Consider the following 25398-nt stretch of genomic DNA (forward strand, 5'->3'; position numbering starts at 1 on the left):
ACCCGCTGACGACACCCGCGTGGCGACAGGGCCCGCGCCGCGGAACACGCCCGGGATTGGGTACCGTAAACGAGTGACTGCTTCAGATCCCGCCGACGAGGCGACGGGCGTCGTCCACGACGACGCCCCGTCGAACACCCCCGCCGACGCTGCGGATGAGCAGGCGGTCGCCGCGGAGGAGGGTCCGCGCGGCGGTTCGGGCTTCGCCGCCGATCGACTGTTCGCGGGCGATGCCCCTCCGCCCGACACCACGATCGCCCCCGCGATCCCCGTCGATTCGGCTGCTCTGGGTGCGCTGTTCACGGTCGACGACGCCGGGCGCGATGGCGCACCGGAACCCGTGGACGCCGGGGACCCGAGGGATGTGAACGCGGCCGAGGATGTGATCGATCCCGAGCCCACGGCCGAGCACGTGATCGATCCCGAGCCCGCACCGGAGCACGTGCTCGACCCGGAACCCGCGGCCGAGACGGCCCCCACGCCTCCGCTGACGAAACCGCCGTTCACGCCGACGGCTCCCCGTGCAGAGGAGATCGCACCCGAAGACGCCGACGCTCTGCTCGACGCGAACGCTCCGCAGTGGGCGAACGACGAGACCACGGCCACGGCCCTGACCTGGGTCGACGCCACGGCGGTCGCCGCGCACTCCCCCACGGCGACGCTCGACCAGGCCGCGGAACCCGAGCGGACGGGCGGCCTGTTGCGCGGAGCCCGACTGCGTCCGGGGATCGCGCGCCCCGGGATCCTGGTGCCGTTGGCCACGCTCGCCGGTCTCGTCGCGGTGTACGCGGGTACGACGCTGCTCTGGCCGTTGCACGAGGTGCCCCCGACCGTCGCTGTGGTCGAGTTCAGCGCGGTTCCGGCTCCGCCGGCGGCGCTCACCTGGCCGGGAGAGGGCAGCGCAGCGGTCGGCATCGCGGGGTTGGACACCGCCGCCTCCCTCGCCGATCCCGTGAGCATCGCGAGCATCACCAAGGTCGTGAGCAGCCTGATGGTGCTCGATCGGATGCCCCTCGCGCTCGGCGAGCAGGGCCCCGAGTTCGGCTTCACCTATCGCGACAGCGTCGAGTACTGGGATTACCGGCGCAGCGACCAGTCCGCTCTCGATGTGCCGGTCGGCGGCGTGCTGACCGAGTACCAGCTGCTGCAGGGCACGCTCCTCGGTTCGGCCAACAACTACATCGACCGCCTGGCGTCCGAGATCTGGGGCTCCGACAGGGAGTTCGCAGCCGCCGCCGAGGTCTGGCTGCGCGAACGTGGACTCACGGGCATCACGGTGGTGACTCCCTCCGGGTTCGACGAGCGTAACGTGTCGACCCCTGAGGCCCTGATCGCGCTGGGTGAACTGGCCATGCAGAACCCCGTGTTCGCCCAGATCGTCGGAACCACGTCGGTCGATCTCCCCGGCGCGGGAACCGTCGTCAACACCAATGGCATGCTCGTGGACCCGGGCGTCGTCGGCATCAAGACCGGCACCCTCGTCGGTTGGAACCTGCTCACGGCGAAGGACGTCACGATCGGCGACACGACCGTCCATCTGTACGCCGCGGCGCTCAACCAACCCGGCGACGACGAGCGCCTGGCCGTCACGCGCTCCCTGTTCGCCGAGACCGAGGCGGCGCTCGCGGCCAGGACCCGGCTGTCGCCGAGGGCACGGTCGTCGGCCGCGTCACGACGCTCTGGGGCGAAGACGTCGACGTCGTCACCGAGAGCGATGCCGATGTGGTGCTGTGGAACGGTGCCCTCGCGACCACCAGCGCGACGTTCGATCTCGGCGACGAGCGCGACGAGCACGGCCGGGTGGGCACGATGACCGCGACGGGTCCGCTCGACAGCACGACAGTGCCCTTGGTGCTGGCCGAGGACGTCGAGGGGCCGAGCCCCTGGTGGCGTCTGACCCATCCGCTGGAGCTGCTGGGCGTCACCGCCGACCGTCCCTGACACCCGCTCCGCCGAGCAGGAGCGCAGACGCGGCGTGCAGACGCGGCGTGCAGACGCGGCGTGCAGACGCGGCGTGCAGACGACAGCGCCCCACCCCGGTACACCGGAGGGGGCGCTGTCGTGACGTGTCTCGCTCAGGTCCGGTCGGCGGTCCCGTCCGCTCCCTCGTCGAGCAGCGCCTGGGCTGCCGCCGTCTCGGCCGCGGGAAGGCTCGCCCCGACGGACGCGCCGGCCACGGCGGCCACCGCTTCCGACTCGGCCCGCTCCTCGGCTCCGGCGTCGCCGGTCACGACGACCGGCGTCGATCCGGTGAGAGCGTCTTCGGCGTCGATGTCGGTGGCGGCCTGCTCGAACTGCGACTGGTACAGGCGCCAGTAGGCGCCCTGCGCCGCGATGAGCTCGTCGTGCGTGCCCTTCTCCACGATGTCGCCGTGCTCCATCACGAGGATGAGGTCGGCGTCACGGATGGTCGACAGGCGGTGCGCGATCACGAAGGACGTGCGTCCTTCGCGGAGCGCGGCCATCGCGTGCTGCAGCAGCAGCTCGGTGCGGGTGTCGACCGCGGAGGTGGCTTCATCCAGGATCAGGATCGACGGCTGCGCGACGAACGCCCTGGCGATCGTGATGAGCTGACGCTCACCCGCCGACACGTTCGCGGCATCCTCATCGAGCACCGTGTCATAGCCCTCGGGGAGAGCGTGCACGAAGCGGTCGACGTAGGTGGCCTTGGCAGCGGCAAGAACCTCGTCGTCGGTCGCGGTGGAGCGACCGTACCGGATGTTCTCGCGGATGCTCCCGGCGAACAGCCACGGGTCCTGCAGCACCATGCCGGTGCGCGACCGCAGCTCGTCGCGGGTGACCTCGGCGATGTCCTGCCCGTCGAGCATGATGCGCCCGCCGCTGAGCTCGTAGAAACGCATGATCAGGTTGACCAGCGTGGTCTTGCCCGCACCGGTCGGACCGACGATGGCGACGGTCTGCCCCGGCTCCACCCGGAACGACAGGTCGCGGATGAGCGGGCGATCGGGCGTGTACGAGAACGCGACGTTCTCGAACTCGATGACGCCCTTGCCCTCGACCAGCTCGGGGGCATCGGCGTCGTCCGCCTCCTGTTCGTCCGCATCGAGCAGTTCGAACACCCGCTCCGCCGATGCCGTGCCGGACTGCACCACCGCGGCCATGCCGCCCAGCTCGGACAGCGGCTGCGTGAACTGCTGGGAGTACTGGATGAACGCCTGCACATCGCCGAGTCGCAGCTGCCCGTTCGCGACCATCAGACCACCGAGCACCGCGATGCCCACGTAGCTGAGGTTTCCGACGAACATCATCGCCGGCATGATGATGCCGGAGAGGAACTGCGCCTTGAAGCTCGCCTGGAAGAGTTCTTCGTTCTCGACCTGGAACTTGTCGAGAGCATCCTTCTCGCGTCCGAAGACCTTCACCAGTGCGTGACCCGAGAAGGCCTCCTCGACACGCGCGTTCAGCCGGCCGACCTTGCGCCACTGGGTGCCGAAGGCCTTCTGCGACCGCGGCCCGATGATGCCGAAGATCACTCCCATCAACGGCAGCGTGACGAGGGCGACGAGGGCGAGCTGCCACGAGATGGAGAACATCATCACGAGCACGCCGATCACGGTCAGCACCGAGGTGAGCGCGCCCGAGAGCGACTGCTGCATGGTCTGCGTGATGTTGTCGATGTCGTTGGTGACACGCGAGATCAGCTCACCGCGCTGCACCTTGTCGAAGTACGACAGCGGAAGGCGGTTGATCTTCGCCTCGACCGACTCCCGCAGACGCCACATGGTGCGCACCATGATCACGTTGATGACGTAGCCCTGGATCCAGGTGAGGAAGGCTGCGGCCACATAGATCGCCAGGACGGCGGCGATGACCATGCGCAACGCATCGAAGTCGATGCCCTGGCCGACGGTGAAGTCGCCCAGCGCTCCGACCTGGTTGGCGAAGTCGTCTTGACCCGCACCCCGCAGCGCATCGACCACGACGTCTTGCGGGGTTCCCGCCGGGAACCCGGGGAAGTCGTCGGTCGGCTGTCCGAGTTGGATCGAGATGAACCCCTTGTAGACGAGGTTGGTGGCTTCGGCGAGCACCTTGGGCGCCGCGACCGTGAGGACCACGCCGATCGCACCGAGGATCGACACGAAGACGAACCAGATGGCTGAGGGCTTGAGCAGCCCGATCATGCGCGCGAAACTCGGACCGAAGTTGTCGGCCTTGCCCGGCGCGACGCTGTCCCAGTCGCCGGAGTTCTGCCGCGCCTGCTCGGCGAGCTCGGCCTCGTACTTCTCCTCGGCGCTCAGCTCGACCTCGGCCACCGCCGCTGCCGGCGTGCCGCGACCGCGCCTGGCCTTGCGCTGTTCGTTGTTCTGCTCGCTCATGCGTCGACCCCCAGCTGCGACTCGACGATCTCTCGGTAGGTGTCGCTCGTCTCGAGCAGCTCCTCATGCGTGCCGACGCCGACCATGGTGCCCCCGTCGAGGACCACGATGCGATCGGCATCCGTGATGGTCGAGATCCGCTGCGCGACGACGATCTTCGTCACGTGCGGCAGCTCCCGCCACAGTGCTTGTCGCAGCCGTGCGTCCGTCGTGAGGTCGAGAGCCGAGAACGAGTCGTCGAAGACGAGGATCTTCGGCTGATGGACGATCGCGCGCGCGATGGCGAGACGCTGACGCTGACCACCCGAGACGTTCGTGCCGCCCTGGGCGATGCGGGAGTCGAGGCCGTCCGGCATCTCCTCGACGAAGTCGCGACCCTGCGCGATGTCGAGCGCGTGCCAGAGTTCTTCGTCGGTGGCCTCTTCACGCCCGTAGCGCAGGTTCGACGCGACCGTGCCTGTGAAGAGGAACGGGCGCTGCGGCACGAGGCCGATGCTGTCCCACAGCGACTCGACGTCGGCCTCGCGCACGTCGGTACCGCCCACGTGCACGGAACCTCCCGAGACGTCGAAGAGCCGAGGGATGAGCGAGATCAGAGTCGTCTTGCCGGAGCCGGTCGATCCGACGATCGCCACGGTCTCGCCCGGCTGCGCGGCGAAGCTGATGCCGGTGAGCACCGGGGAGTCGGCGCCGGGGTAGGTGAACTCGACGTCGTCGAGCGCGACGGATCCGGGAACCGGGAACTCGGTGACGCCGTTCTCCGGACGCACGAGCGTGGACTCGGAGTCGAGCACCTCGCCGATGCGCTCGGCCGACACCGCGGCGCGCGGGATCATCATCGCCATGAAGCTCGCCATGATGACGCCGCCCATGATCTGACCGATGTACTGCATGAAGGCGAACAGCGTGCCCACCTGGACCGTGCCGTTGTTGACCTCGATGCCGCCGAACCAGATGACCGAGACGACGGTGACGTTGAGGATCAGCATGAACAGCGGGAACAGGAGCACGAACAGGGATCCGACCTTGCGGCCAACGACCATGATGTCGGTGTTGGCGCCCCGGAAGCGCTCTTCCTCGATGCGCTCGCGCACGAACGCGCGCACCACGCGGACGCCCGTGAGCTGCTCGCGCATGATCCGGTTCACGTTGTCGAGCTTGCCCTGGTAGCTGCGGAACAGCGGGACCATGCGCCCGATCACGAGCGCCGCGAGGATCAGGAGCAGCGGGACGGAGACCGCGATGAGCCAGCTGAGGCCGACGTTGGTCTGCACGGCGAAGATGATGCCGCCGATCGCGAGGAGCGGCGCGGTGACGAGCATCGTCGCGCCCATCATCGCGAGCATCTGCACCTGCTGCACGTCGTTGGTGTTGCGGGTGATGAGGGAGCCGGCGCCGAACTGCGAGACCTCGCGCTCGGAGAACCCGCTGACCTTGCCGAAGACGTCGGCGCGGATGTCACGGCCGGCGCCCATCGCGGCGCGAGCGGCGAAGAAGGTCGCGGTGATCGAGGCGATGATCTGCCCCAGCGACACGGCGAGCATGAACAGTCCCGTGCTCCAGATGTAGCCGGTGTCGCCACGGGCGACGCCCTTGTCGATGATGTCGGCGTTCAGGCGAGGGAGGTAGAGGGTCGCTGCCACGCTGGCCAGTTGGAAGACCAGTACGGCGAGCAGCAGCCATCGGTATCGGGAGAGATAACGGAGGAGGATTTTTCCCAGCACAGGCGGACTTTCTAGGAAGGATGAAGCGGCGGATCTCCCGGCAGACGGATGCCGACCGACGATCGGCCACAAGACAGAGTGCCACGAACTGCGGACATTCGTATCCCCCTCGGGGCTGACCTTCGCTGACAGCGAACCGGCGGCGCCGATCCGCCGAGGTTTCTGCACGCGGACGAACAAGTGCGGAATCCGACGGGCGCTCTTATTGTGTTCCCCAGTTGACACAACTTGTGATAGACATATGGTACAAACGAGAACGGACCCGCATGCCTGCTCCCATCGCATCTCTGCTCGACCCGGCGCAGCTGGCGGGCGCCCTCTTGTCGCTGCCGTTGGTCTCGCTGCTCCTCGCAGCGATCATCGCGGTCGGGATCTCCCTCTCGCCCCGATGGGCGGCGCGGAGGCGGAGCCGCGTCCGGCTCACCCCTACGTCCGCCGCCGCGGTGTCGGCCCGCTACGCGCCGGAGCACGTCGCCCTCGGCATCGCGGCGATCGCCGTGATCGTGATCTTCGCCGCAGAGAACCTGATCACCGGGTACGTCCTCGACCTGTTCGGCGTGAGCCTCAACGGGGTCGTGTCCTGGTGGCGGTACGCGACGCCGGTGTTCACGGCATCCGTCGGCGTCGCCGTCCTTCTGGCGCTGATCGCGACGCGAGGCAGCACCCCTCCCGAGCAACCCGTCGTGGCCGCACGCCGGACCTGGCTGACCTTCAGCTCCCTAGCGGCAGGCGTGGGCACCGCCCTCGCCCTTCTCGCCCTCACGGCGACCACGCTGCTCGCCGGACTCGCCTCATCGAATCTCGACGACGGTCCGTACGTCTACCTCGAGATCGACGTCCCCAACGAGACCATCGACCCGATCCGTCCCTGGTTCTACGGATGGGCGTACGGCGTCCCCGTCCTGATCTGCACTGCCGCCCTCGTCGCCGTCGTCGTGGCGACGTTGCGCGCCAACGCGGCCCGCGCGTTCCTCCGCCCCGAGACAGTCGTCGCCGAGCAGCGCGAGCGTCGTGACGTCGCGCGCGGGATCACCCGGCTCACGGCATCGGCGGCGCTGCTCGCGCTGGCAGGAGCGCTCCGGTTCATCGCCGAGGCGGGATCGGTGGCCGGGCTCACGGTGGAGGGCGACGGCCGCAGCGCCACCTACGACGCCGTCTGGCGATACGGAGAGATCGCGGCTGTCGGCGGCTGGCTGGCACCGGCGCTCGAGGTCACGGCGTTCGTGCTCCTGCTCCTCGTGACCGCGCAGCTCGCGCACGTCTCCGAGCACGCCGCTGCTGTCCGGCGCCCCGTCGACGCGAGGGCCGCACGGTGAGCCTGAGCCCGAAGCTGTCGCCGACCGACGAGGCGAGTCCCGCTCTCGACATCTACCGACAGTTGCGCGGCCTGATCGTCTCGGGACAGCTCGGCACCGGCGAACGACTGCCGACCGTCCGCCAGACCGCGAGCGACCTCGGTGTGGCTCCGGGCACGGCCGCCCGCGCCTACAAGATGCTCGAGGCCGAGGGGCTCGTGGTCTCGCGCACCGCGGCGGGCACCCGGGTCGCCGAGACGGCGGGTGTTCTTCCGGCATCCGTCATCCGGCGCATCCGCGAGCTGGTCGAGGAGGCCGGTTCCGCAAGTGCCGATCCGGATGATGTGGTCGACGTGCTCCGGACGATCTGGCAGACGCGCACGGCGGACGCGTCCGCGGTTCCGGGTCCGTGACGGGCCATCTGTCGGGAGTCTCGACGCGGCTCGGCGTGAACCAGGTCGATCCGCCCGACAGGTGTGCATCCTCCCGACAGCCGTGCGGGCGAAAGGCGGCGACTCAGAACAGAGGAGGCTGCGGCACGTAGGCACGGGCGGGAGCGCCCGCATCCGGGGCGAGCTCGGCCAACGTCGGCGGATCCCACCGCGGGTTCCGATCCTTGTCGACCAGCTGTGCGCGGATGCCCTCGACGAGATCCGGATGCTCGTTCACGAACCACATCACACGTCGATACTCGCCTTCCAGCGCGGCGCGGAGGCTCGGAAGGTCTCGCGCCTCGCGCACGGCGTCGAGCGTGACGGTGAGTCCGGTGGGTGCGAGTCCTTCGAGGAGGTCGGCCACGGCGGCGGCCTCCGTCGTCCCCTGGGCGTGCAGCCGCTCGATGATCTCGCTCACCGTCGGGGCGGAGAACGCGTCGTCGACCCACTCCTTCGACTCCGGCAACCGGGTGGGCTCCGGCGTCTCGTCGAACAGCAGCACGATCTCGCTCGGTCCGGTCGGATCCGCGCGGAAGGCGAGGGCCTCGCTCAACGCCTCCAGACGATCCGACGGCACGAAGTGGTCGGCGAAGCCCAGGTAGACGGCATCCGCCCCGCTCATCGTCGCCCCGGTGAGGCCGAAGTACTCGCCGAAACGGCCAGGGGCCTTCGCGAGCAGCCGCGTGCCGCCGACATCGGGCGTGAATCCGATCCGCGTCTCCGGCATCGCCAGCTTCGAACGCTCCGTGACGATGCGGATGGCCGCGTGGCCGGCGAGCCCGATGCCGCCGCCCATGGTGATGCCGTCGGCGAAGGCGACGATCGGCTTCGGGTACTCGGCGATCATGGCGTTCAGCGCGTACTCGGCGCGGAAGAACTCCGCCGTCCGCTCGGCTTCTCCCGCCACGATCTGCGCGTGCAGCGCGCGGACGTCCCCGCCCGCGCACATGCCACGGTTCCCTGCTCCGTCGAGCAGCACGATCTGCACGTCGGAGTCGTCGCGCCACACGTTCAGGGTGTCGGTCAGGATCTCGATCATCCCGACGTCGAGCGCATTGATCGCCTCCGGGCGATGAAGAGTGAGTCGCCCGAGCGCTCCTTCGGTGCGGACGAGGACTCGCGATGCAGCCAGAGAATCGGTCACGCGTGCCAGGCTACCCCGTCGGCGAGGGCGGTGATTCCGCGCGAAATGCGGGATCCGACAGGCTTTTCCGGCAGGATAGGGAGGAACTGTTCACTCCGAAGAGAGGTCACGGATGCCTGAAGGACAGGTGCTGGAGTTCACGCACGTGACGAAGCGCTTCAATGAGGTTACCGCCGTCTCGGACTTCTCCGCGCGCGTCGAACCCGGCGCTGTGACCGCCTTCCTCGGCCCGAACGGTGCAGGCAAGACGACATCGCTGCGCATCCTGCTCGGTCAGGTGCGCGCCACGTCCGGGACCGCCACGATCGGTGGCACCGCCTACGCGGAGCTGCGCCAGCCGCTGCGCACCATCGGCTCCGTGCTCGAAGAGACCGTGTACCGCCCGCGGCGCACCGCAGAGCGGCAGCTGACGATCGCCGCCAAGGCGAACGGCATTCCGCTCGCGCGCGTCGGCGAGGTCCTCTCCCTCGTCGGACTGGAGGGCGAAGGCGACTCCCGGATCGGCGGATTCTCGCTCGGCATGCGTCAGCGTCTGAGCGTCGCGCACGCGCTTCTCGGCGACCCCGGCGCACTGGTGTTCGACGAACCGGCCAACGGACTCGACCCCGAGGGGATCCGCTGGATGCGGCTGCTGATGCGCCGCCTCGCCGACGAGGGTCGCACGATGCTCGTGTCATCGCACGTCCTCAGCGAGGTGGAGCAGGTCGCCGACAACGTGCTGGTCCTGTCGAAGGGTCGCCTGGTGCTGTCCAGCGGCATCGAGACGCTCGCCGACCCGAAGGGCGGCTCCGTCGTCGTCGACGCCGCTGATCGGGGGCGCTCACGGCGGCGCTGACCAAGGCCGGTTTCGACATCGAGGTGCTGCGATCCGGACTGACCGTTCGCGGGGGTGACGCCGGCACCGTCGGAGCCGTCGCCGCCGAGGCCGGCATCGCCCTGAGCACGCTCGTGCAGCGCGGGCCCACGCTCGAAGACGTCTTCATCGATCTGATGCGCGGCGGACGGCTCACTTCGCCGGCCGGATCACCTCTCCTGCCCGAGCCCGCCCTCGCCGTCGCAGAGACCGCCGTTGCGGAGACCGCCGTCGGCGACACCGTTGAGACGGAGGACGAGCCCTCCGCGCCTGCCGACACCCTCGTCGCCGTCCCCGTGGCAGCGGCCGCCGCCTGGGCGGCACACGCCACCGCGACACCCGCCGATTCCGAGAGGTCTGCGGACGCCGTCGCAGACGCGGACGACGCGACGGAGAGTCCTGCCGAGGAGACTCCGGCGGCCGAGGAGGCCCCCGCGCCGGAAGAGACGACGGCGGCTGACCCCACGGCATCGACGGATGACGCAGAGACACCCGCGGACTCCGCCGACGCGGTGCAGAATGACGAGGGAGCGGAGCCCGCGGCGATCGACACTGCCGACGAGGAATCGCCCCGGCGATCGTTCGACGAGATCCTCTTCGGCTCGGCGGCTCCGGTCGCTCCCGCGACCACGACCGCAGGTGAGGCGAGTCACAGCGTCGCCGAGATCTTCCAGACACCCCAGGACACCGACGCCACCTCGACCGAGCGGGCAGGCGACGAGAACGAGACCGCCACGGACGCGGACACCGATACCGACGCCGATACGGATGAGACCGCGTCGGACGTGGTCGGCTCCGACGCGGAGACCGCCACGGACGCGACTTCGGATACGGACGCAGCCGAGACCGACACGGAACCGGACACCACCACGGACGTGGACGCCGACCCGGCGCAAACCGAGCCCGAGACCGACGCCGCCGACGCCGCCGACGACGACATCGACGGTGAGCACGCCGGGGTGGAGATCTTCGCCGACCTCGCCGAAACGGACGCCGCCGCCGCCGAATCAGATTCCGACGAGTCAGGTTCCGACGAGTCACGCGCCGACGAGTCCGGCGCCGACACCGTCGATTCTGCGGCTTCCGATGACGCCGACCCGCGATCGGCGGCCGTCAGCTCGATGCTCGCCGCTGCGGCTCGCGCCTACTACGAGGACGAACCGAAGGACTACCCGCTGGGCGCCGAGTCCGAGGCGACCCCGGCTGAGTCCGGCGACGAGGGCGCGCACTGGAGCATCGCCTCCACCGGCGTCATCGACACCGTGCCGCTGTCGGCATCCGACACGGCCGCCGAGGAGTCTGCGCAGCCGGTTGCCGACGGGACCCCGGCCGGTGACGGCACGCAGGCGGAAGGCACAGATGCCGAGGTCGACCGCCAGCATGATGACGGTGAGCACCACGATGGCGATCACCACGACGGCGAGCACCACGACGGCCAGCACCACGACGGAGAGCACCACGACGGAGAGCACCACCGCGACTGAGGCTTCCGCATCGCCGAGAACGCCCTCCCGACCCGACGGTCCGGAGGGCGTTCTCGATTCCCGAGGCGGCGGGTTCACGACCCGCGCCCTGGCTCGGATCAGGCAGGCCGGGGGCGGATGACCGGGCGGCGACTCCCCTTCGTCACCGGCGTCGGCGCTGTGGCGACGATCTCTTCGACGTTGGCGGGCTCGGCGGAGACATCGAGTCGCAGAGCCTGAGTGAGGGCGAGTCCGTGCCGCGTGGTCAGGATCAGCCGGCGGTACTGCTCGTCGCCGTCGAGGTCGATCACGACGCTCGGCCGCCGACGTCGGATCAGTACGAAGTCGAGGCTCCCCGCCGCCTTCCAGCTGCCGGCCGCGAGGACACCCGGGATGTGCGTGCCGGGGTTGGGCACGCCGCGAAGCCAGGTCCACGCGTCTTCGGTCAGCTGGACCTTGGTGATGGTGTCGCGGGCGATACGGAGGTTCTCCCTGTGAAAGGTGGCGGCACGCTCGATCGGCGAGAGCACGACCTCGAGTTGCGTCTGGTCCAGCAGCAACGTCACCATGCCACTCAGTCTGCCAGCGCCGCCCTGCCAGTTGTCTGGAAGTTGCTCACAGGAACGCAACGATCCCTTGTCGATGAGGACCAGTCTCGACTGTCCCTCTGCCGACTTTCGAAGGAAGGTTCCACACTCGACGGACCTCGACGGGCCTCGACGGACGTTACGGGCGCGCGGCGGCTGCGGCGGAGGCGGCAGCGGGGAGGGCGGCCTCGATGTGCTGCAGCTCCTCTTCCCCGTGCGCTGCCGTGAGGAACCAGGCTTCGAACACGCTCGGCGGAAGAGCCACACCCTGCTCGCGCAGCGAGTGGAAGAACGGGGCGTAACGGAACGATTCCTGCGCCTGCGCTTCGGCGTAGGTGCGCGGCACCGACGCTCGGAACGACGCGCTGAAGAGGTTGCCGGCCGTGGCGACCGTGTGAGTCACCCCCGCCGACGTCAGTGCGGCATCGAGTGCAGCGGACACTCGTGCGGACGCCGCGTCCACGGTCGCATACACCTCGGGCGTCGCGAGCCGCAGCGTGGCGAGTCCCGCCGCGACCGAGAGCGGATTCCCCGACAACGTACCCGCCTGATACACGGGTCCGAGCGGCGCGAGCAGGTCCATGACCTCGGCGCGACCGCCCAGCGCGGCCAGCGGCATGCCGCCGCCGACGACCTTGCCGAACGTGAAGATGTCGGGAGGTACTCCTCGCCCCCGGCGGCCTGGAGACCCCAGAAGCCCGCGGGGTGCACGCGGAAGCCGGTCAGCACCTCGTCGATGATCATCAGGGCGCCGTGGGCATGCGCGGTCTCGGCGATGAGGCGGTTGAATCCGGGCAGCGGAGGGACGACGCCCATGTTCGCGGCCGACGCCTCGACGATGACCGCGGCGATGCGCTGACCGTGCTCGGCGAACACCGCAGCCAACGCCTCGGGGTCGTTGTATCCGATGACGAGGGTCTGCGCGGCGATCGGCGCAGGCACACCGGCGGACCCGGGAAGGGCGAGCGTCGCGACACCCGATCCCGCCTCGGCGAGGAGTCCGTCCGAGTGGCCGTGGTAGTGCCCGGCGAACTTCACCAGCAGGTCTCGGCCGGTGGCGCCGCGCGCGAGGCGGATCGCCGTCATCGTCGCCTCGGTCCCGGTCGAGACCAGGCGCACGCGCTCGATCGGACGGGTCTCGCCGAACCTCACGCGGTCGGCGATCACCGCTGCGAGCTCGACCTCGCCCTCGGTCGGCGCACCGAACGACAGCCCCCGTGACGCCGCCTCCTGCACCGCGGCGACGATCTCGGGGTGGGCATGTCCGAGCAGAGCCGGACCCCACGACGCGACCAGGTCGACGTACTCGCGCCCGGCCGCATCCGTCACCCTGGCCCCCTTCGCCGATGCCAGGAACCGCGGCGTCCCGCCGACGGAGCCGTACGCGCGCACCGGCGAGTTGACGCCACCGGGGATCACCGCGCGGGCAGCGGAGAACAGGTCGTCATTGCGGTCGGTCATGAGAACTCCTCGGTCAATCGCGCAGCCAGCCCGCAGCCTCGGTCGCCCAATACGTCAGCACCGCATCGGCGCCCGCACGGCGGATCGAGAGCAGGGACTCCAGCACGGCGGCACGGCGGTCGATCCAGCCGTTCGCGCCGGCGGCCTCGATCATCGCGTACTCGCCCGAGACCTGGTATGCCCACACCGGAATGCTCACGGTGTCGCGCACCTCGCGCAGCACGTCGAGGAAGGCCATCGCCGGCTTCACCATCACGATGTCCGCGCCTTCGGCCTCGTCGACGACAGCCTCGCGGACGCCCTCCCGACGGTTCCCCGGATCGAGCTGGTAGGTGCGCCGGTCGCCTTTCAGCTGCGAATCGACGGCCTCGCGGAACGGCCCGTAGAACGCGCTCGCATACTTCGCGGCATAGGCGAGCAGCAGGGTGTCCGTGAAGCCCTCCGCATCCAGCGCGGCGCGGATCACGGCGACCTGACCGTCCATCATCCCCGACAGACCCAGCAGCTGCGACCCGGCCCCGGCCTGAGCGAGCGCCATGGACGTGTAGCGCTCGAGCGTCGCGTCGTTGTCGACCGAGCCGTCTGCCGCGAGCACGCCGCAGTGGCCGTGATCGGTGAACTCGTCCAGACACAGATCGGTCTGCACGACGAGCGCATCCCCGACCTCGGCGGCCAGGGCCTCGGTCGCGACGTTGAGGATGCCGCGGGGATCGTCGGCCCCGGAACCGCGCGCGTCGCGCACTGCCGGCACACCGAACAGCATCACGCCGCCCACGCCGGCTTCGGCGGCTTCCACAGCCGCGGAACGCAAGGAGTCCAGCGAGTGCTGCGCGACTCCGGGCATCGAGCCGATCTCGACCGGCTCCGAGAGACCTTCGCGGACGAAGAGCGGGAGCACGAGCTGTCGGGGCTGCACCGAGGTCTCGCGCACGAGATCGCGCACCGCCCGCGACTGGCGCAGTCTCCTCAGACGGACATCCGGGTAGCTCACGGCGCGAACTCGTCGGCCGCGTGCGGAAGCGTGAAGTGCGAGACCGCCTCGATCAGCGCGTCGACGGTCTGACGATCGGCGACGACCGACACCGGCAGACCCGCTCGTTCGGCGTCCTTCGCGGTCCGCGGCCCGATCGCGGCGAGCAGGGTCTCGTCGGGGATCTCCGGGAACTGCTCACGCACCTGCTCCGCCACGGAACCGCTCGTGATGAGGATCGCGTTGATCCGACCGTTCTCGACATCGCGGCGGATGCGCTCCGTGACCGGAACGCCGACCGTGCGGTAGGCGACGACACCGTGCACGTCGTGCCCGGCTTCGGAGAGGAGCCTGCTGAGCACGGGCTTGGCGATCTCGCTGCGCAGGGCGAGGATGCGGCGCGGCTCCTTCTCGAGGGCGATGAGCTGCTGAGCCATCCCCTCCGCGGAGTTGTCCTGCTCGGGGACCAGCGTGACCTCGTAGCCGACCGCCTGCAGCGCCGTCGCCGTCGTCTCGCCGACCGCGGCGATCTTGGTCGAGCGGGGCACCTGTGCCCGGTGCGCGAAGAGCACATCGACCGTGGTGGCGCTCGTGACGGTCAGCCAGTCGAACTCCCCGGCCGCCAGCTGCGCCAGGGCGACGTCGAGCGTGGCCTGGTCGGTCGTCGGCGCGAAGTTGATGAGGGGCGCCACGACGGGGACGGCACCCAGTGCCCGGAGGCTCGCGGCGACGCCGTCGCCCCAGGGCCCGCCGCGGGGTACGAGGATTCGCCAGCCGTCCAGCGGTCGGTCCTGCTTGATTTCGGAAGTGGTCATGAGGATTTATTGCTCTCGGGGTACGAGGCCGGCCGCCCCTTGATCGAGCAGCCGACGGGCAACAGTGAACCCGAGCTCGCGCGCTGCGTGCATCGGGTCTGCACCATCGGCAGCATCCGCTCCATTGCCACTGCCGTTCCGACGAATATACTCCCCGTTCAGGGCTTCGGTGACGTCGAGGCCGATCCGGCGGCTGCCATCGAGGGCGTAGACGACCGTCCTGACGCGGATCGAGGAGCCGTCGACGACGGCGTGCGCTGCCATGGGAGCCTGGCACCCGGCGTCGAGTCCCTCGAGGATCGCGCGCTCCACCGTGATCGCCAGGCGGGTCGGCGCATCGTCCAGTTCCGCGAGAGCCGACAGAAGTTCTTCGGGGGCGTCCGTGCGGGTCTCGACCGCGAGCGATCCCTGCCCCGGAGCGGTCGGCCATTCCGCGAGACCGAGCTCCTCCCGGCGCAGCGGCGAGTCGGTGTCGAGCCTCGACAGACCAGCCGCCGCGAGGATCACCGCGTCCAGCTCTCCGGAGGCGACACGTGCGAGGCGGGAGTCGACGTTGCCCCGGATGTCGACGACCTCGGCGCCCGGCGCCCTGCGGTGCACCTGCGCGATCCGACGCGGCGAACCCGTGCCGACCGTGCTCCCGGAGCGCAGTTCGTGCAGCGGCACGCCGTGACGGGTGAGAACGACATCGCGCGGGTCTTCGCGCCGGGGTGTCGCCGCGATCAGCAGTCCATCGGGGACGGCCGTCGGCAGGTCTTTCAAGGAGTGGACGAGGAAGTCGCACTCGCCCGCGAGGAGTGCTTCGCGGAGCCGGGTGGCGAAGATGCCCTGCCCGCCGATCTCGGAGAGCGAGGCACGGTTCGTGTCGCCCTCGCTCGTGATCGGAACGAGCTCGACCCGGCGACCGGACACCTTCTCGAGTGCCGCGGCGACATGACCCGACTGCGCCTGCGCGAGCGCACTGCGACGGGTACCCAGACGGATGGCGGTGCTCATGACGTCTACTGGAGCACGTCCGCGATCTCGTCGAAGCGGAGTCTGCGCCCGGTGTAGAAGGGCACCTCCTCCTTCACGTACATGCGCGCGTCCGTGTAGCGGAGGTCGCGCATCAGGTCCACGAGGTCGGTGAGCTCATCGGCTTCGAGCGGAAGCAGCCACTCGTAGTCGCCGAGGGCGAAGGATGCGACCGTGTTGGCGAGCACGCCCGTGAACGCGGCACCACGGCGGCCGTGGTCGGCGAGCATCTTGCGACGATCCTCCTCGGGAGCGAGGTACCACTCCGGAGTGCGCACGAACGGGTAGAGGCACAGCCATTCCTTGGGCTCGACGCCGCGGAGGAAGCCCGGCACATGCGCGCGGTTGAACTCGGCGTCGCGGTGCACGCCCATGACGTTCCAGACCGGGAGCAGCGACCGCAGCAGTTCGGTGCGACGGAGCCGGCGCAGCGCCTTCTGCAGCTCTTCGGCGGTGTCGCCGTGCAGCCACACCATGAGGTCGGCATCGGCCTTGAGCCCGGAGACATCGTAGAAGCCGCGGACCGTGACGCCGGAGTCCTCGATGTAGGAGACGATCGTCTCGAGCTCGGTCGAGTCGTTCTCGGTCACCGGCACGTCGGGATTCCGTCGCCAGACGGCCCAGAGGGTGAAGCCGGACGGGTTCTCATCGCGCTCTTCGGACATCATGCTCCCCAGTCTGCCTCGTTTGCGGAGGAGCCGCTAATCACCCCAGGATGAGCGGACGACGACCTCCGGAATGACGGATCCTCGTGTGCGCAGGTGCGTCAGCGAGCGATCGCGCGTGCGATGGCCCACACGGCGCCACCCACGACCGCCGCGACACCCACCGCGGCGGCTATCGCGCCGATCGGATTGCGGTCGGCGAAGACCCTGGCCTTCGCGGCACCGCGCACCGATGCCTTCTCGATGCGACGAGGGATGTTCCCCTTCACCTCGATCGCGGCGAGCGCGGCCTTGAGCTCGGCACGGGCCGACGCGACGGGATCGACGATGCCGCCGGGGACAGCAGTACGCGGCAGCGACTCAGAATTCGTCATCGCCGGCCTCCTTCACGAGTCGGATGTCTTCGGCCACGGCCTGCGCCGGGTTCTGGCGCCGGAGCACCTTGCGGAACTTCAGGATGCCGAGAAGCGCGAACAGCAGCACGGCGACGATCAGGATTCCGAAGACGGCGATCGCGGAGAGCCACACCGGCCACCAGGACGACAGCCCGGCGATCGCGAAGACCAGGATCACCGGCACGGCCCAGAACAGGAAGAACAGGGCGACGAGGAACCACACCGAGCCGATGCCGGCGTCTTTCGAGGTGCGCGAGATCCAGGCCTTGGCGGCGTCGATCTCCGCCTTGACGAGGTTCGTGACGAGTTCCGGAAGATCCCCGAGGAGGGTCAGCAGACTGTCGTCGGCACGATCTCGGTATCCGCGGGGCATGTCAGGCGCCGGACTTCTTCGGGGCGGACTTGGCGGCCGCCGGCTTCTTGACGGCGGGCTTCTTCGCGGTGGAGGTCGACGACGCGGTCGCCTTCGCGGCCTCGACCGCCTCTTCGGTGGCTTCGGCCAGATCCTCGGCTGCCTCGCGACCCGTGGCGATGGCGGAGTCGAGGCGCTGCCCCGGCGTGCCCGAGCCGCTCACCGACTTCGCGACCTTGACGACGCCGGTCCAGAGAGCTCCGGGAACGGCCGCGGCCTTGTCGCCGACGAAGCCCTTCACCTTGGAGACCTGCTCCTGCACCGGGTCGAGGTGCCACACCTTCAACCACTGCGTCTTGATCTGCTCGTAGCGCTCACGCCCGGCACGGGTGCCGAGGACGTAGCCCACGCCGAGCCCGACGACGAGTCCGATCTTCCCCTTCATGGGGTCTCCTCACCTTGTTCCGGTTGTCCGGCCAGATTCGCCCGGTTGGGATGTGACCGCAGGCTTCCGCTCCCCTCGGCCAGGTACCCAGCGTAACCCCGTATGCCGATTTCGGCATCTACGGGTCAGAGGGTTGACACGGAGCGCTCGATCACTCCCACAACAGGGCGCGCCGCATTCGGTCGGCCTCGTCGCGCGCGTCGGGGATCACCTGAGCGAGCCCTGTCCCCGCGAGCCAGGCGCCCACCACGGCGACACCGGGAACGGCTCGGATCGCCGCACGCGCCGAGGTGCGCCGTTCGCCGGCGCCGATGATCGAGGCCGGCTGCGACTGGACGAAGCGGCCGCGGTGCGATGCGGAAACGGCCTCCGGGGCGAGTGCGACTCCGAGCAGGGCTGCGGCTTCGCGCCGCGCGAAGTCCGCCGCCTCGTCGTCGCTCATCCCTGCGGTCGCCGCAGGCTCCCCTGAGCGCCGAACGAGACACGGACGATCTGCCGGTCACCCGCGGCGTCGCGCACCCATCCCCACTTCGCGGTCGAATGCGTGAGGGCCTTCGCCGTGTGGCTGCCAGGGACGGTGAGAACTCCGGTCCCTCGCGGGGCGGTGGCCAGTCCCGGCGCGTCGAGGAGCAGGGTGACGATCTCGATCTCGGGCGAGGCGGCGGCCTCGGTCCACCTCAGCGCGGGCACGGCGACCGCGAGGATCTCCCGTGCGACAGCCTCGGGGGTCGCGACGATGACGGCGTCGGCCGCCATCTCCTCGACTGTCGGTTCCGCCGCCAGATCTTCCACGATCCGCTCTGCGATGACGGGGTCGACGTCGTCCACCGCGACGGTCTCGCCGGGTGCGACCTCCATCTCGATCGACCACGTGTCACCGACCGCGCGGAGGCCGCGCACCCGCACGCCGGTCCGCACCTCGGCCCCGAGTTTCGTGAGGTCGTCCGAGAGCGCGTCGATGAGAGTGCTCATGCCTCCGGCCAGCCCCTCGACCGCGGCGCCGGGCGTCTTCGCCTCGGCCGGACCATCGGTGGCCTTCGCGGCGGCAGCATCCCGAAGCGCCTGCACCGCGCCGGAGAGCGAGCCGACCCGCGTCAGTGCGGCGTTGAGTCCCGGCGCTGCGACGTCGATGTCGATGTCGTCGGGGGATGCCGAGTAGACACCGGTCGTCACGGGTGCGACGAGACGGTCCCGCACCTTCGCGCCCATCCGCGAGGCGACGAGCTTTCCGAGGCTGAGCTGGTGTCCGATCGTGAGCGGCGGGCGCACGCGATCGAGGTAGGCACGCCACACGCCGGACCATCCGATGATGCGGCGGACGTCGTCCTGGAACGGATTGGCGGGGATGCCCAGGATGCCTCCGGCCGGAAGAGGGGCCGCGCCCACTCCGGGGATGCCCGCAAGCCATGCGCCCCCGGCCTGCGGTACCACGATGCGGTCTGCGAGGTCGAGCTCCTCGACGAGCGCGCGCACGAGGCCGCCTCTCGTGGCGTAGCTCTCTGCCCCCGCATCCACGGTGATGCCGTCGAGATCGACACGGCGGATCGCCCCGCCGAGCACATCGGCGGCTTCGAGCACCGTGACGCGCATTCCGACCTTCGCGCACTCCCTCGCCGCGACGAGGCCCCCGATGCCGCCGCCCACGACGACGACATGCTTCTCCGCCGCGCGGGCGGCGAGGTCGGACGGCTCGGCCGGGGAAGGCTGCGTGGTCATCGGTGTCGATTCTCCGATCGAGGTGATCCGGTGGGTGTCAGATCGTGTGGGCCAACTCGACGATGCGGGTGAGCTGGTCGGGGTCGGTCTCGGGCGGGACGCCGTGCCCCAGGTTGAGGATGTGTGCGCGTGCGGCACGTCCGCGTTCGACGACATCGCGCACGTGCGCCTCCAGCACGGGCCACGGGGCGCCGAGCAGCGCCGGGTCGATGTTGCCCTGCACGGTGACGTCCGGTCCGAGGATCGCGGCGGCCTCATCGAGGGGCTGCCGCCAGTCGACCCCGACACCGTCGGCCACGCCGTCGAGACGCATGTCGTCGAGGAACCGTCCGGTACCCACGCCGAAGTGGATGGTGGGGAGGCCGATGCCGGACAGAGCGGCGTGGGAGTGCGGTGCGACGAAGGTGCGGTAGTCGGACGTGCTGAGAGACCCGGCCCAGCTGTCGAAGAGCTGCACGACGGAGGCTCCGGCATCGCGCTGCGTCTCGAGGAAGCGCCGCGAGACGGTCGCGAGCCAGCCCGCGAGACGGTTCCACGACGCGGGATCGGCGTGCATCATCGCCCGCGCCCGCAGGTGCTCCTTCGAGGGCCCGCCCTCGACGAGATAGGCCGCGAGGGTGAAGGGCGCTCCGGCGAAACCGATCAGCGGGGTGTCGCCGAGCTCTGCCGTGACGAGTCGGACGGCTTCGGCGATCGCCGTGCCGTCCAGGTCGTCCGGATCGATCGCGGTGATGCGGTCGACGTCGGCTGCCGTGCGCACCGGGTCCGCGAACACCGGGCCACGACCGGGCTCGATCTCGACGTCGACGCCCGCGAGCCGCAGCGGGATGACGATGTCGCTGAAGAACACCGCGGCGTCGACCCCGTGACGCCGGACCGGCTGCAACGTGATCTCGGCCGCGAGGTCGGGGGTGAGGCATGCGTCGAGCATCCGCGTGCCGACCCGCAGGTCGCGGTACTCCGGCAACGACCGGCCGGCCTGGCGCATGAACCACACCGGGGCGTGGTCGGGACGGTCGCCGGCGAGGGCGCGCAGGAGCGGGGCGTCGGAGAGGGCCATGGCTCCATCCTCCCATTCCCCCCTTGTGCGCCCGCCGAATCGGGCCGTGCGAATCCGGTCGGCGGACACTCCGGTACAATCGGTATGTGCTGCTGTGTGTGACGGCGAGTCACAAGACCGCCTCCTTCGAACTGCTCGAACGCCTGAGCCGCACCCCCGACGACGTCGCTCCCACCATCGTGGGCATGACGCCGTGCGTGCAGGGTGCCGTGGTCCTCGCGACGTGCAACCGGTTCGAGGCGTACGTGGAAATGGATGAGCCGGTCACGGCCGCCGGTGCCATCGGCGTCGAAGCCGTGATCGAGGCGGTCGAGTCCGCGACCGGCATCCCGGCCGCCGACCTCGACGGGGCCTACACCGTGCACTCGGGCCGCCGCGTCGCCGAGCATCTGTTCTCGGTCGCCTCAGGACTCGAGTCCGTCGTCTCCGGCGAGGGCGAGATCGCCGGACAGGTGCGCCGCGCCCTGAAGTCCGCGCGCAAGGACGGCACGACATCGCCCGAGCTCGAGCGCCTGTTCCAGCGCGCCAGCCAGGCCCAGCGCAAGGTCAAGAACGTCACCGCCCTCGGCCGCGCCGGCCGCTCGCTCGTGCGTCTCGCGCTCGAGCTCGCCGACAGCCGCATCGCCGACTGGTCCGCCGAGCGCGTGCTGCTGGTCGGCACCGGCGCCTATGCGGCGGTCACCCTCGCCACCCTGCGCGAGCGCGGCGCCGTGAACATCTCGGTGTACTCGCCCTCCGGCCGTGCCGAGGTGTTCGCCGCGAAGCACGGCATCCGGGCGATCACCGCCGAGGAGTACGCCCAGACCGCCGCCCGGTCGAGCCTGCTCATCACCTGCACCACCGCCACGGAGCCGGTGCTCGGGCCGGAGCACCTTCAGCTGCCGGCCGGCCTCGCCCCGGCTGGCTGCCCGGTCGGCGCGCACAGCCAGCTGGTGGTCGACCTCGGCATGCCCCGCAACGTCGACCCCGCGGTCGCCGCTCTCGAGGGAGTCGCACTCCTCGACCTCGAGACCATCCGTCTGCACGCGCCGCTCGAGGAGCTGCAGGCGACGGATGCCGCACGCAGCGTCGTCCGCGAAGCCGCTGAGACCTTCCATGTGGTGGGCGCACGCCAGAGCGTGACACCGTCGGTCGTCGCCTTCCGCTCGCACATCTTCGAGCTGCTCGAGCGTGAGATCGATCGTGCCCGGGCGCGCGGCGACGAAGACGGCAAGGTCGAGCAGGCTCTGCGCCACCTTTCCGGGGTGCTCCTGCACACGCCGACCGTCCGCGCGCACGAGCTCGCCGCCGCCGGCCGCGCCGACGAGTTCGCCGCCGCGCTGTCGGCCCTGTACGGCATCGCGCCCGAAGCCGATGCCCCTGGCGCAGACGACGCCGCGACCGCCTGACGCGCTCGGCCGCAGGTGGGACACTGGAGGCATGGCCCTTCACATCACCGGAGACACCGCCGCCGACGCGCTGCTGACCGAGAATCCCCTGGCACTGCTCGTGGGCATGCTCCTGGACCAGCAGGTGCCGATGGAGACCGCGTTCGCCGGTCCGCTCAAGATCGAACAGCGCACCGGGGCTGCGGATGCCACGGCGATCGCCGGCATGGCGCCGGACGAGTTCCTCGAGGCCTTCAAGCAGACCCCCGCCGTGCACCGGTTCCCCGGATCGATGGCGACGCGCGTGCAGACGCTGTGCCAGACCCTGGTCGACGACTGGGGCGGCGACGCCGCGGCCCTGTGGACCGAGGGAGACCCGTCCGGAGCCGAGGTGTTGAAGCGGCTCAAGGCGCTCCCCGGCTTCGGCGAGCAGAAGGCGAAGATCTTCCTCGCGCTCCTCGGAAAGCAGTACGGCTTCACGGGCGAGGGCTGGCGCGAGGCGTCGGCGCCCTACGGCGAGGACGGCTCGTACCGCAGCGTCGCCGACATCGTCTCGCCCGACTCGCTCACGAAGGTGCGTGAGCACAAGAAGGCCATGAAGGCTGCGGCGAAGGCGCAGAAGTGAAGCCGACGGGCGACGACGTCGCAGGACTCATCGCCCGCTCCTCCCCCGCGACCCGCCGTCGGGACGCCGAGACGCTGACCGCGCTCATGCAGGAGATCACCGGTCGCGAACCGCAGACGTGGGGCACGATCATCGGATTCGGCTCGTGCCACTACCGCTACCCCACCGGCACGGAGGGTGACAGCGGGGTGCTCGGCTTCGCCCCTCGCAAGGCCGCGACCACGATCTACCTCTTCGACGGCGTCGATGCCCACTCCGAGGCCCTGGCAGAACTCGGCCCGCACACCACGGGCGTCGGATGCCTGTACATCAAAGACCTCGAGCAGGTCGACCTCGACGTGCTGCGGAGCATCCTCGAACGCTCGCTGGCCTGGGTCGAAGCCGGCGGCACGCCTGACGTGCAGCTCACCGTCACGGGCTGAGCCGGGGCGGCGAGCTGCACGTCGGGCAGCTGAGGGTCAGCGCCCGACGGCGAAGAACGCGCGGATATCGGCGGCCAGCACATCCGGACGCTCCAGGGCGGCGAAATGTCCTCCGTCGGCGAAGCGGCTCCAGTGCACGATGTTCGCGTTGTCACGCTCGGCGAAGACCCGGATCGTCTGGAAGTCGTCCGCGAAGACGGCGACCCCGTCCGTGCGGCGTTGATCCGGGGTTCGGCGCCCTCCGCCGCGGCAGCCGCCCTGGCGTTCTCCAGGTAGCTGCGGCTCATGCCCGAGGCCGCGTTCGCGAACCAGTTCACGCTGACCTCGAGCAGGATCATCTCCAACGGCACGAGCGACGTGCCATTGCCGAAGGAGTTGAACAGCTCGCTGTACGCCAGGAGTCCGACCGGGGAGTCGCTGAGCCCCACCGACACGGTCTGCGGGCGGGAGGCGTTCATGGCGTTGTACCCGCCGACCGACTGGAACCACTGCATGTGCTCGAGGCCGGCGTAGTCGGCCGGTTCGAGCTTCTCGAACTCCGCCGGGTCGCCCGAGGGGAACGAGAACAGCTGCAGCACGTGCAGTCCAAGGAATCCTGCGGGTTCGATCAGGCCCAGCTCGCGTGCCACCATGGCGCCGTTGTCCGAGCCGTGGATGCCGTAGCTGTCGTAGCCGAGGGCACGCATCAGACGGTCGTACGCCGCCGCGACGCGCGCCGTCGTCCACCCCGCTGAGGCCAGGGGCTGCGAGAACCCGTAGCCGGGAGCATCCGGGATCACCACGTCGAAGGCGTCTTCGGCACGACCGCCGTGCGCCTCGGGGTCGACGAGACGGTCGATCAGATCGAGATAGTCCACGGCGGAGCCGGGGTAGGTGTGCGCGAGCAGCAGCGGCTTCGCGCCCTCGTGCGCGGAACGCACGTGGATGAAGTGGATCGTCTGCCCGTCGATCTCGGTGGTGAAGTGCGGGACGGCGTTGATCCGTTCCTGGGCGGCCTCCCAGTCGAACGCGCGCCAGGCGGCGACCGCCTCGCGCAGGTAGGAGTTCGGGGTGCCGGCGTCCCAGTCGTCCGTCGGCGACGGCTGCGGGAGGCGGGTGCGGGCGAGACGATCCTGGAGATCGGCGACCTCGGCAGCGGAGACCGAGACGGTGAAAGGGCGGAAGGCGAGCGTCGTGTTTTCCATGTCTCGAAGGTAGAAGCGCATTAGGTTGGATTCGTTCCTAATAGGCGAACGACTTTCGGAAGGGGTCCGATGGCTGATCCGACCGTGCGGCTGCTCGCGCTGCTGGCCCTGCTGCAGACCGGCCCTGCACGCTCGGGGGCGGATCTCGCCGCACGACTGGGCGTCTCCTCCCGCACCGTGCGGCACGACATCGAGCGGCTGCGCGACCTGGGCTACCCGGTCGACGCCACGCGAGGACCTATCGGCGGATACCGCCTCGGCGCAGGCGGCAGCCTCCCTCCCCTCCTCCTCGACGATGAGGAGGCCGTGGCGGTCACGGTCGGACTCCGCGCCGCAGCGGGCATCGCGGGCATCGCCGAGTCGGGCGCCAGGGCTCTCGCCAAACTCGAGCAGGTGCTCCCCTCGCACCTGCGCCCGACCGTCGACGCCCTCCGCTCGAGCGTCGACCGGGCCCCGGAGAACAACGACACCGACGCCCCCGATCCCGAAGTCGACGCCGCATCCCTGCAGGCCGTCGCGAGTGCGATCCGCAGTGCGGAGTGGCTGCGCTTCGACTACGAAGGCACACCGGTGCTGGTCGAGCCGTACCGACTGCTCACCTGGGTACGACGCTGGTACCTCGTGGCGCGCGACCCGCGAACCGACGAGTGGGGAACCTACCGCGTCGACTGGATGAGTCTTCGGATGCCGACGCATCGGCGCTTCGACCCACAGCCCCTTCCCGGCGGCGACTACACGGCGTTCGCGATGCGTACCATCGCCGTGAGCGGCTGGAAGGTGCACGCCCGACTCCGGATCGACGCCCCGGCGGAAGCCGTGCTCGACCGCATCCATGCCGCCGTCGGCGTGGTCGAACCCGTCGACGACGAACACTGCATCCTCGTCACAGGCGCCGACAGCCTCGATACCGTCGCCGCGTACATCGGCATGCTGATGATGGACTTCAGCGTCGAGAGCCCACCCGAACTGCTCCCGCGCTTGCAACTGCTCTCCGAGCGCTACGCGCGAGCGGTCGCGGGAGCAACTGAAAGACCCCGCCGGCCACTCGGGCCGACGGGGTCTGGGTCGCT

At 69.9% G+C, this 25398-nt stretch carries 23 protein-coding genes and 3 pseudogenes; 10 read left to right on the forward strand and 16 right to left on the reverse strand.

Going from position 1 to position 25398, the window contains the following annotated elements; genetic code table 11:
• The first annotated feature begins 73 nt into the window (after positions 1 to 73).
• Both K1X59_RS18425 and K1X59_RS21995 read left to right on the forward strand, forming a co-directional pair.
• Positions 74 to 1813: a D-alanyl-D-alanine carboxypeptidase gene (locus K1X59_RS18425; protein ID WP_220173695.1), complete on the forward strand. Its 1740-nt coding sequence runs from the start codon at positions 74 to 76 to the stop codon at positions 1811 to 1813.
• On the forward strand, positions 1810 to 1941 hold the full coding sequence (locus K1X59_RS21995) for a hypothetical protein (RefSeq protein WP_258566929.1): 132 nt from the start codon (positions 1810 to 1812) through the stop codon (positions 1939 to 1941). The genes K1X59_RS18425 and K1X59_RS21995 overlap by 4 nt, the downstream gene beginning before the upstream one ends.
• Before the next feature lie 134 nt (positions 1942 to 2075).
• On the opposite strand, the gene K1X59_RS18430 is transcribed toward K1X59_RS21995, so the two are convergent.
• Positions 2076 to 4337 (reverse strand): ABC transporter ATP-binding protein, encoded by a 2262-nt coding sequence (locus tag K1X59_RS18430; RefSeq protein WP_220173696.1) that lies wholly within the window; start codon positions 4335 to 4337, stop codon positions 2076 to 2078.
• Entirely contained in the window at positions 4334 to 6061 is a 1728-nt protein-coding gene (locus K1X59_RS18435) for an ABC transporter ATP-binding protein (protein ID WP_183151106.1), read from the reverse strand. The genes K1X59_RS18430 and K1X59_RS18435 overlap by 4 nt, the downstream gene beginning before the upstream one ends.
• 266 nt (positions 6062 to 6327) lie before the next feature.
• On the opposite strand from K1X59_RS18435, the gene K1X59_RS18440 reads away from it, so the two are divergent.
• Positions 6328 to 7377, forward strand: a complete 1050-nt coding sequence (locus K1X59_RS18440) for a hypothetical protein (RefSeq protein ID WP_220173697.1) — start codon at positions 6328 to 6330, stop codon at positions 7375 to 7377.
• Complete coding sequence (locus tag K1X59_RS18445) at positions 7374 to 7769, forward strand: GntR family transcriptional regulator (RefSeq protein ID WP_183151108.1); 396 nt, start codon at positions 7374 to 7376, stop codon at positions 7767 to 7769. Before K1X59_RS18440 ends, K1X59_RS18445 begins: the two co-directional genes overlap by 4 nt.
• A gap of 103 nt (positions 7770 to 7872) precedes the next feature.
• Here the strand turns inward: K1X59_RS18445 and K1X59_RS18450 are convergent, their stop codons facing one another.
• A complete protein-coding gene (locus K1X59_RS18450) occupies positions 7873 to 8934 on the reverse strand; it encodes an enoyl-CoA hydratase/isomerase family protein (RefSeq protein WP_183151109.1) in 1062 nt (353 codons plus the stop codon).
• Positions 8935 to 9046: 112 nt separating this feature from the next.
• Between K1X59_RS18450 and K1X59_RS18455 the strand changes: the two genes are divergently transcribed.
• Positions 9047 to 9769: an ATP-binding cassette domain-containing protein gene (locus K1X59_RS18455; protein ID WP_183151110.1), complete on the forward strand. Its 723-nt coding sequence runs from the start codon at positions 9047 to 9049 to the stop codon at positions 9767 to 9769.
• Between the two features lie 23 nt (positions 9770 to 9792).
• Complete coding sequence (locus tag K1X59_RS18460; protein WP_183151111.1) at positions 9793 to 11271, forward strand: hypothetical protein; 1479 nt, start codon at positions 9793 to 9795, stop codon at positions 11269 to 11271.
• A 98-nt stretch (positions 11272 to 11369) separates the two neighbouring features.
• On the opposite strand, the gene K1X59_RS18465 is transcribed toward K1X59_RS18460, so the two are convergent.
• The 12 genes and pseudogenes from K1X59_RS18465 to hemE all read right to left on the reverse strand — a co-directional run bounded on the left by K1X59_RS18465 (position 11370) and on the right by hemE (position 20730).
• Entirely contained in the window at positions 11370 to 11819 is a 450-nt protein-coding gene (locus K1X59_RS18465) for a hypothetical protein (RefSeq protein ID WP_183151112.1), read from the reverse strand.
• A 157-nt stretch (positions 11820 to 11976) separates the two neighbouring features.
• Positions 11977 to 13298, reverse strand: a pseudogene (locus K1X59_RS18470) (glutamate-1-semialdehyde 2,1-aminomutase).
• Positions 13299 to 13311: 13 nt separating this feature from the next.
• A complete protein-coding gene (gene hemB / locus K1X59_RS18475; protein WP_183151114.1) occupies positions 13312 to 14289 on the reverse strand; it encodes a porphobilinogen synthase in 978 nt (325 codons plus the stop codon).
• Complete coding sequence (locus K1X59_RS18480) at positions 14286 to 15083, reverse strand: uroporphyrinogen-III synthase (protein WP_220173698.1); 798 nt, start codon at positions 15081 to 15083, stop codon at positions 14286 to 14288. The genes hemB and K1X59_RS18480 overlap by 4 nt, the downstream gene beginning before the upstream one ends.
• Before the next feature lie 6 nt (positions 15084 to 15089).
• Complete coding sequence (hemC, locus tag K1X59_RS18485) at positions 15090 to 16079, reverse strand: hydroxymethylbilane synthase (RefSeq protein WP_183151115.1); 990 nt, start codon at positions 16077 to 16079, stop codon at positions 15090 to 15092.
• Positions 16080 to 16084: 5 nt separating this feature from the next.
• Entirely contained in the window at positions 16085 to 16765 is a 681-nt protein-coding gene (gene hemQ / locus K1X59_RS18490; RefSeq protein WP_183151116.1) for a hydrogen peroxide-dependent heme synthase, read from the reverse strand.
• 98 nt (positions 16766 to 16863) lie between these two features.
• Positions 16864 to 17136, reverse strand: a complete 273-nt coding sequence (locus K1X59_RS18495) for a hypothetical protein (RefSeq protein WP_183151117.1) — start codon at positions 17134 to 17136, stop codon at positions 16864 to 16866.
• On the reverse strand, positions 17123 to 17530 hold the full coding sequence (locus K1X59_RS18500; protein WP_183151118.1) for a phage holin family protein: 408 nt from the start codon (positions 17528 to 17530) through the stop codon (positions 17123 to 17125). Before K1X59_RS18500 ends, K1X59_RS18495 begins: the two co-directional genes overlap by 14 nt.
• Position 17531: 1 nt before the next feature.
• Positions 17532 to 17954 (reverse strand): hypothetical protein, encoded by a 423-nt coding sequence (locus K1X59_RS18505; RefSeq protein ID WP_183151119.1) that lies wholly within the window; start codon positions 17952 to 17954, stop codon positions 17532 to 17534.
• Positions 17955 to 18105: 151 nt separating this feature from the next.
• Positions 18106 to 18396, reverse strand: coding sequence for a hypothetical protein (locus tag K1X59_RS22000; RefSeq protein WP_244632178.1), 291 nt, complete (start codon positions 18394 to 18396; stop codon positions 18106 to 18108).
• Complete coding sequence (locus K1X59_RS18510) at positions 18393 to 19670, reverse strand: NAD(P)/FAD-dependent oxidoreductase (protein WP_258566930.1); 1278 nt, start codon at positions 19668 to 19670, stop codon at positions 18393 to 18395. The genes K1X59_RS22000 and K1X59_RS18510 overlap by 4 nt, the downstream gene beginning before the upstream one ends.
• A gap of 37 nt (positions 19671 to 19707) precedes the next feature.
• Positions 19708 to 20730: a uroporphyrinogen decarboxylase gene (hemE, locus tag K1X59_RS18515; protein ID WP_183151120.1), complete on the reverse strand. Its 1023-nt coding sequence runs from the start codon at positions 20728 to 20730 to the stop codon at positions 19708 to 19710.
• Positions 20731 to 20816: 86 nt separating this feature from the next.
• Here hemE and K1X59_RS18520 point away from each other — a divergent pair, with 86 nt between their 5' ends.
• From K1X59_RS18520 to K1X59_RS18530, 3 genes are read left to right on the forward strand one after another with little or no spacing between them, the layout of a single operon-like run.
• Entirely contained in the window at positions 20817 to 22118 is a 1302-nt protein-coding gene (locus K1X59_RS18520; RefSeq protein ID WP_220173699.1) for a glutamyl-tRNA reductase, read from the forward strand.
• A 31-nt stretch (positions 22119 to 22149) separates the two neighbouring features.
• The gene (locus K1X59_RS18525) at positions 22150 to 22722 is read left to right on the forward strand and encodes an HhH-GPD-type base excision DNA repair protein (protein ID WP_183151121.1); all 573 of its coding nucleotides are present in this window, start codon (positions 22150 to 22152) and stop codon (positions 22720 to 22722) included.
• Positions 22719 to 23144, forward strand: a complete 426-nt coding sequence (locus tag K1X59_RS18530) for a DUF1801 domain-containing protein (RefSeq protein WP_220173700.1) — start codon at positions 22719 to 22721, stop codon at positions 23142 to 23144. Before K1X59_RS18525 ends, K1X59_RS18530 begins: the two co-directional genes overlap by 4 nt.
• Positions 23145 to 23686: 542 nt before the next feature.
• Here the strand turns inward: K1X59_RS18530 and K1X59_RS22595 are convergent.
• A pseudogene (locus K1X59_RS22595) lies at positions 23687 to 24349 on the reverse strand (epoxide hydrolase family protein); the annotation flags it as partial.
• Positions 24350 to 24397: 48 nt separating this feature from the next.
• Between K1X59_RS22595 and K1X59_RS18540 the strand changes: the two are divergent.
• Positions 24398 to 25351, forward strand: a pseudogene (locus K1X59_RS18540) (helix-turn-helix transcriptional regulator); the annotation flags it as partial.
• Between the last annotated feature and the right edge of the window lie 47 nt (positions 25352 to 25398).

Origin of the sequence: Microbacterium sp. Se5.02b (assembly GCF_019464375.1) — a bacterium.
Taxonomy (GTDB): domain Bacteria; phylum Actinomycetota; class Actinomycetes; order Actinomycetales; family Microbacteriaceae; genus Microbacterium.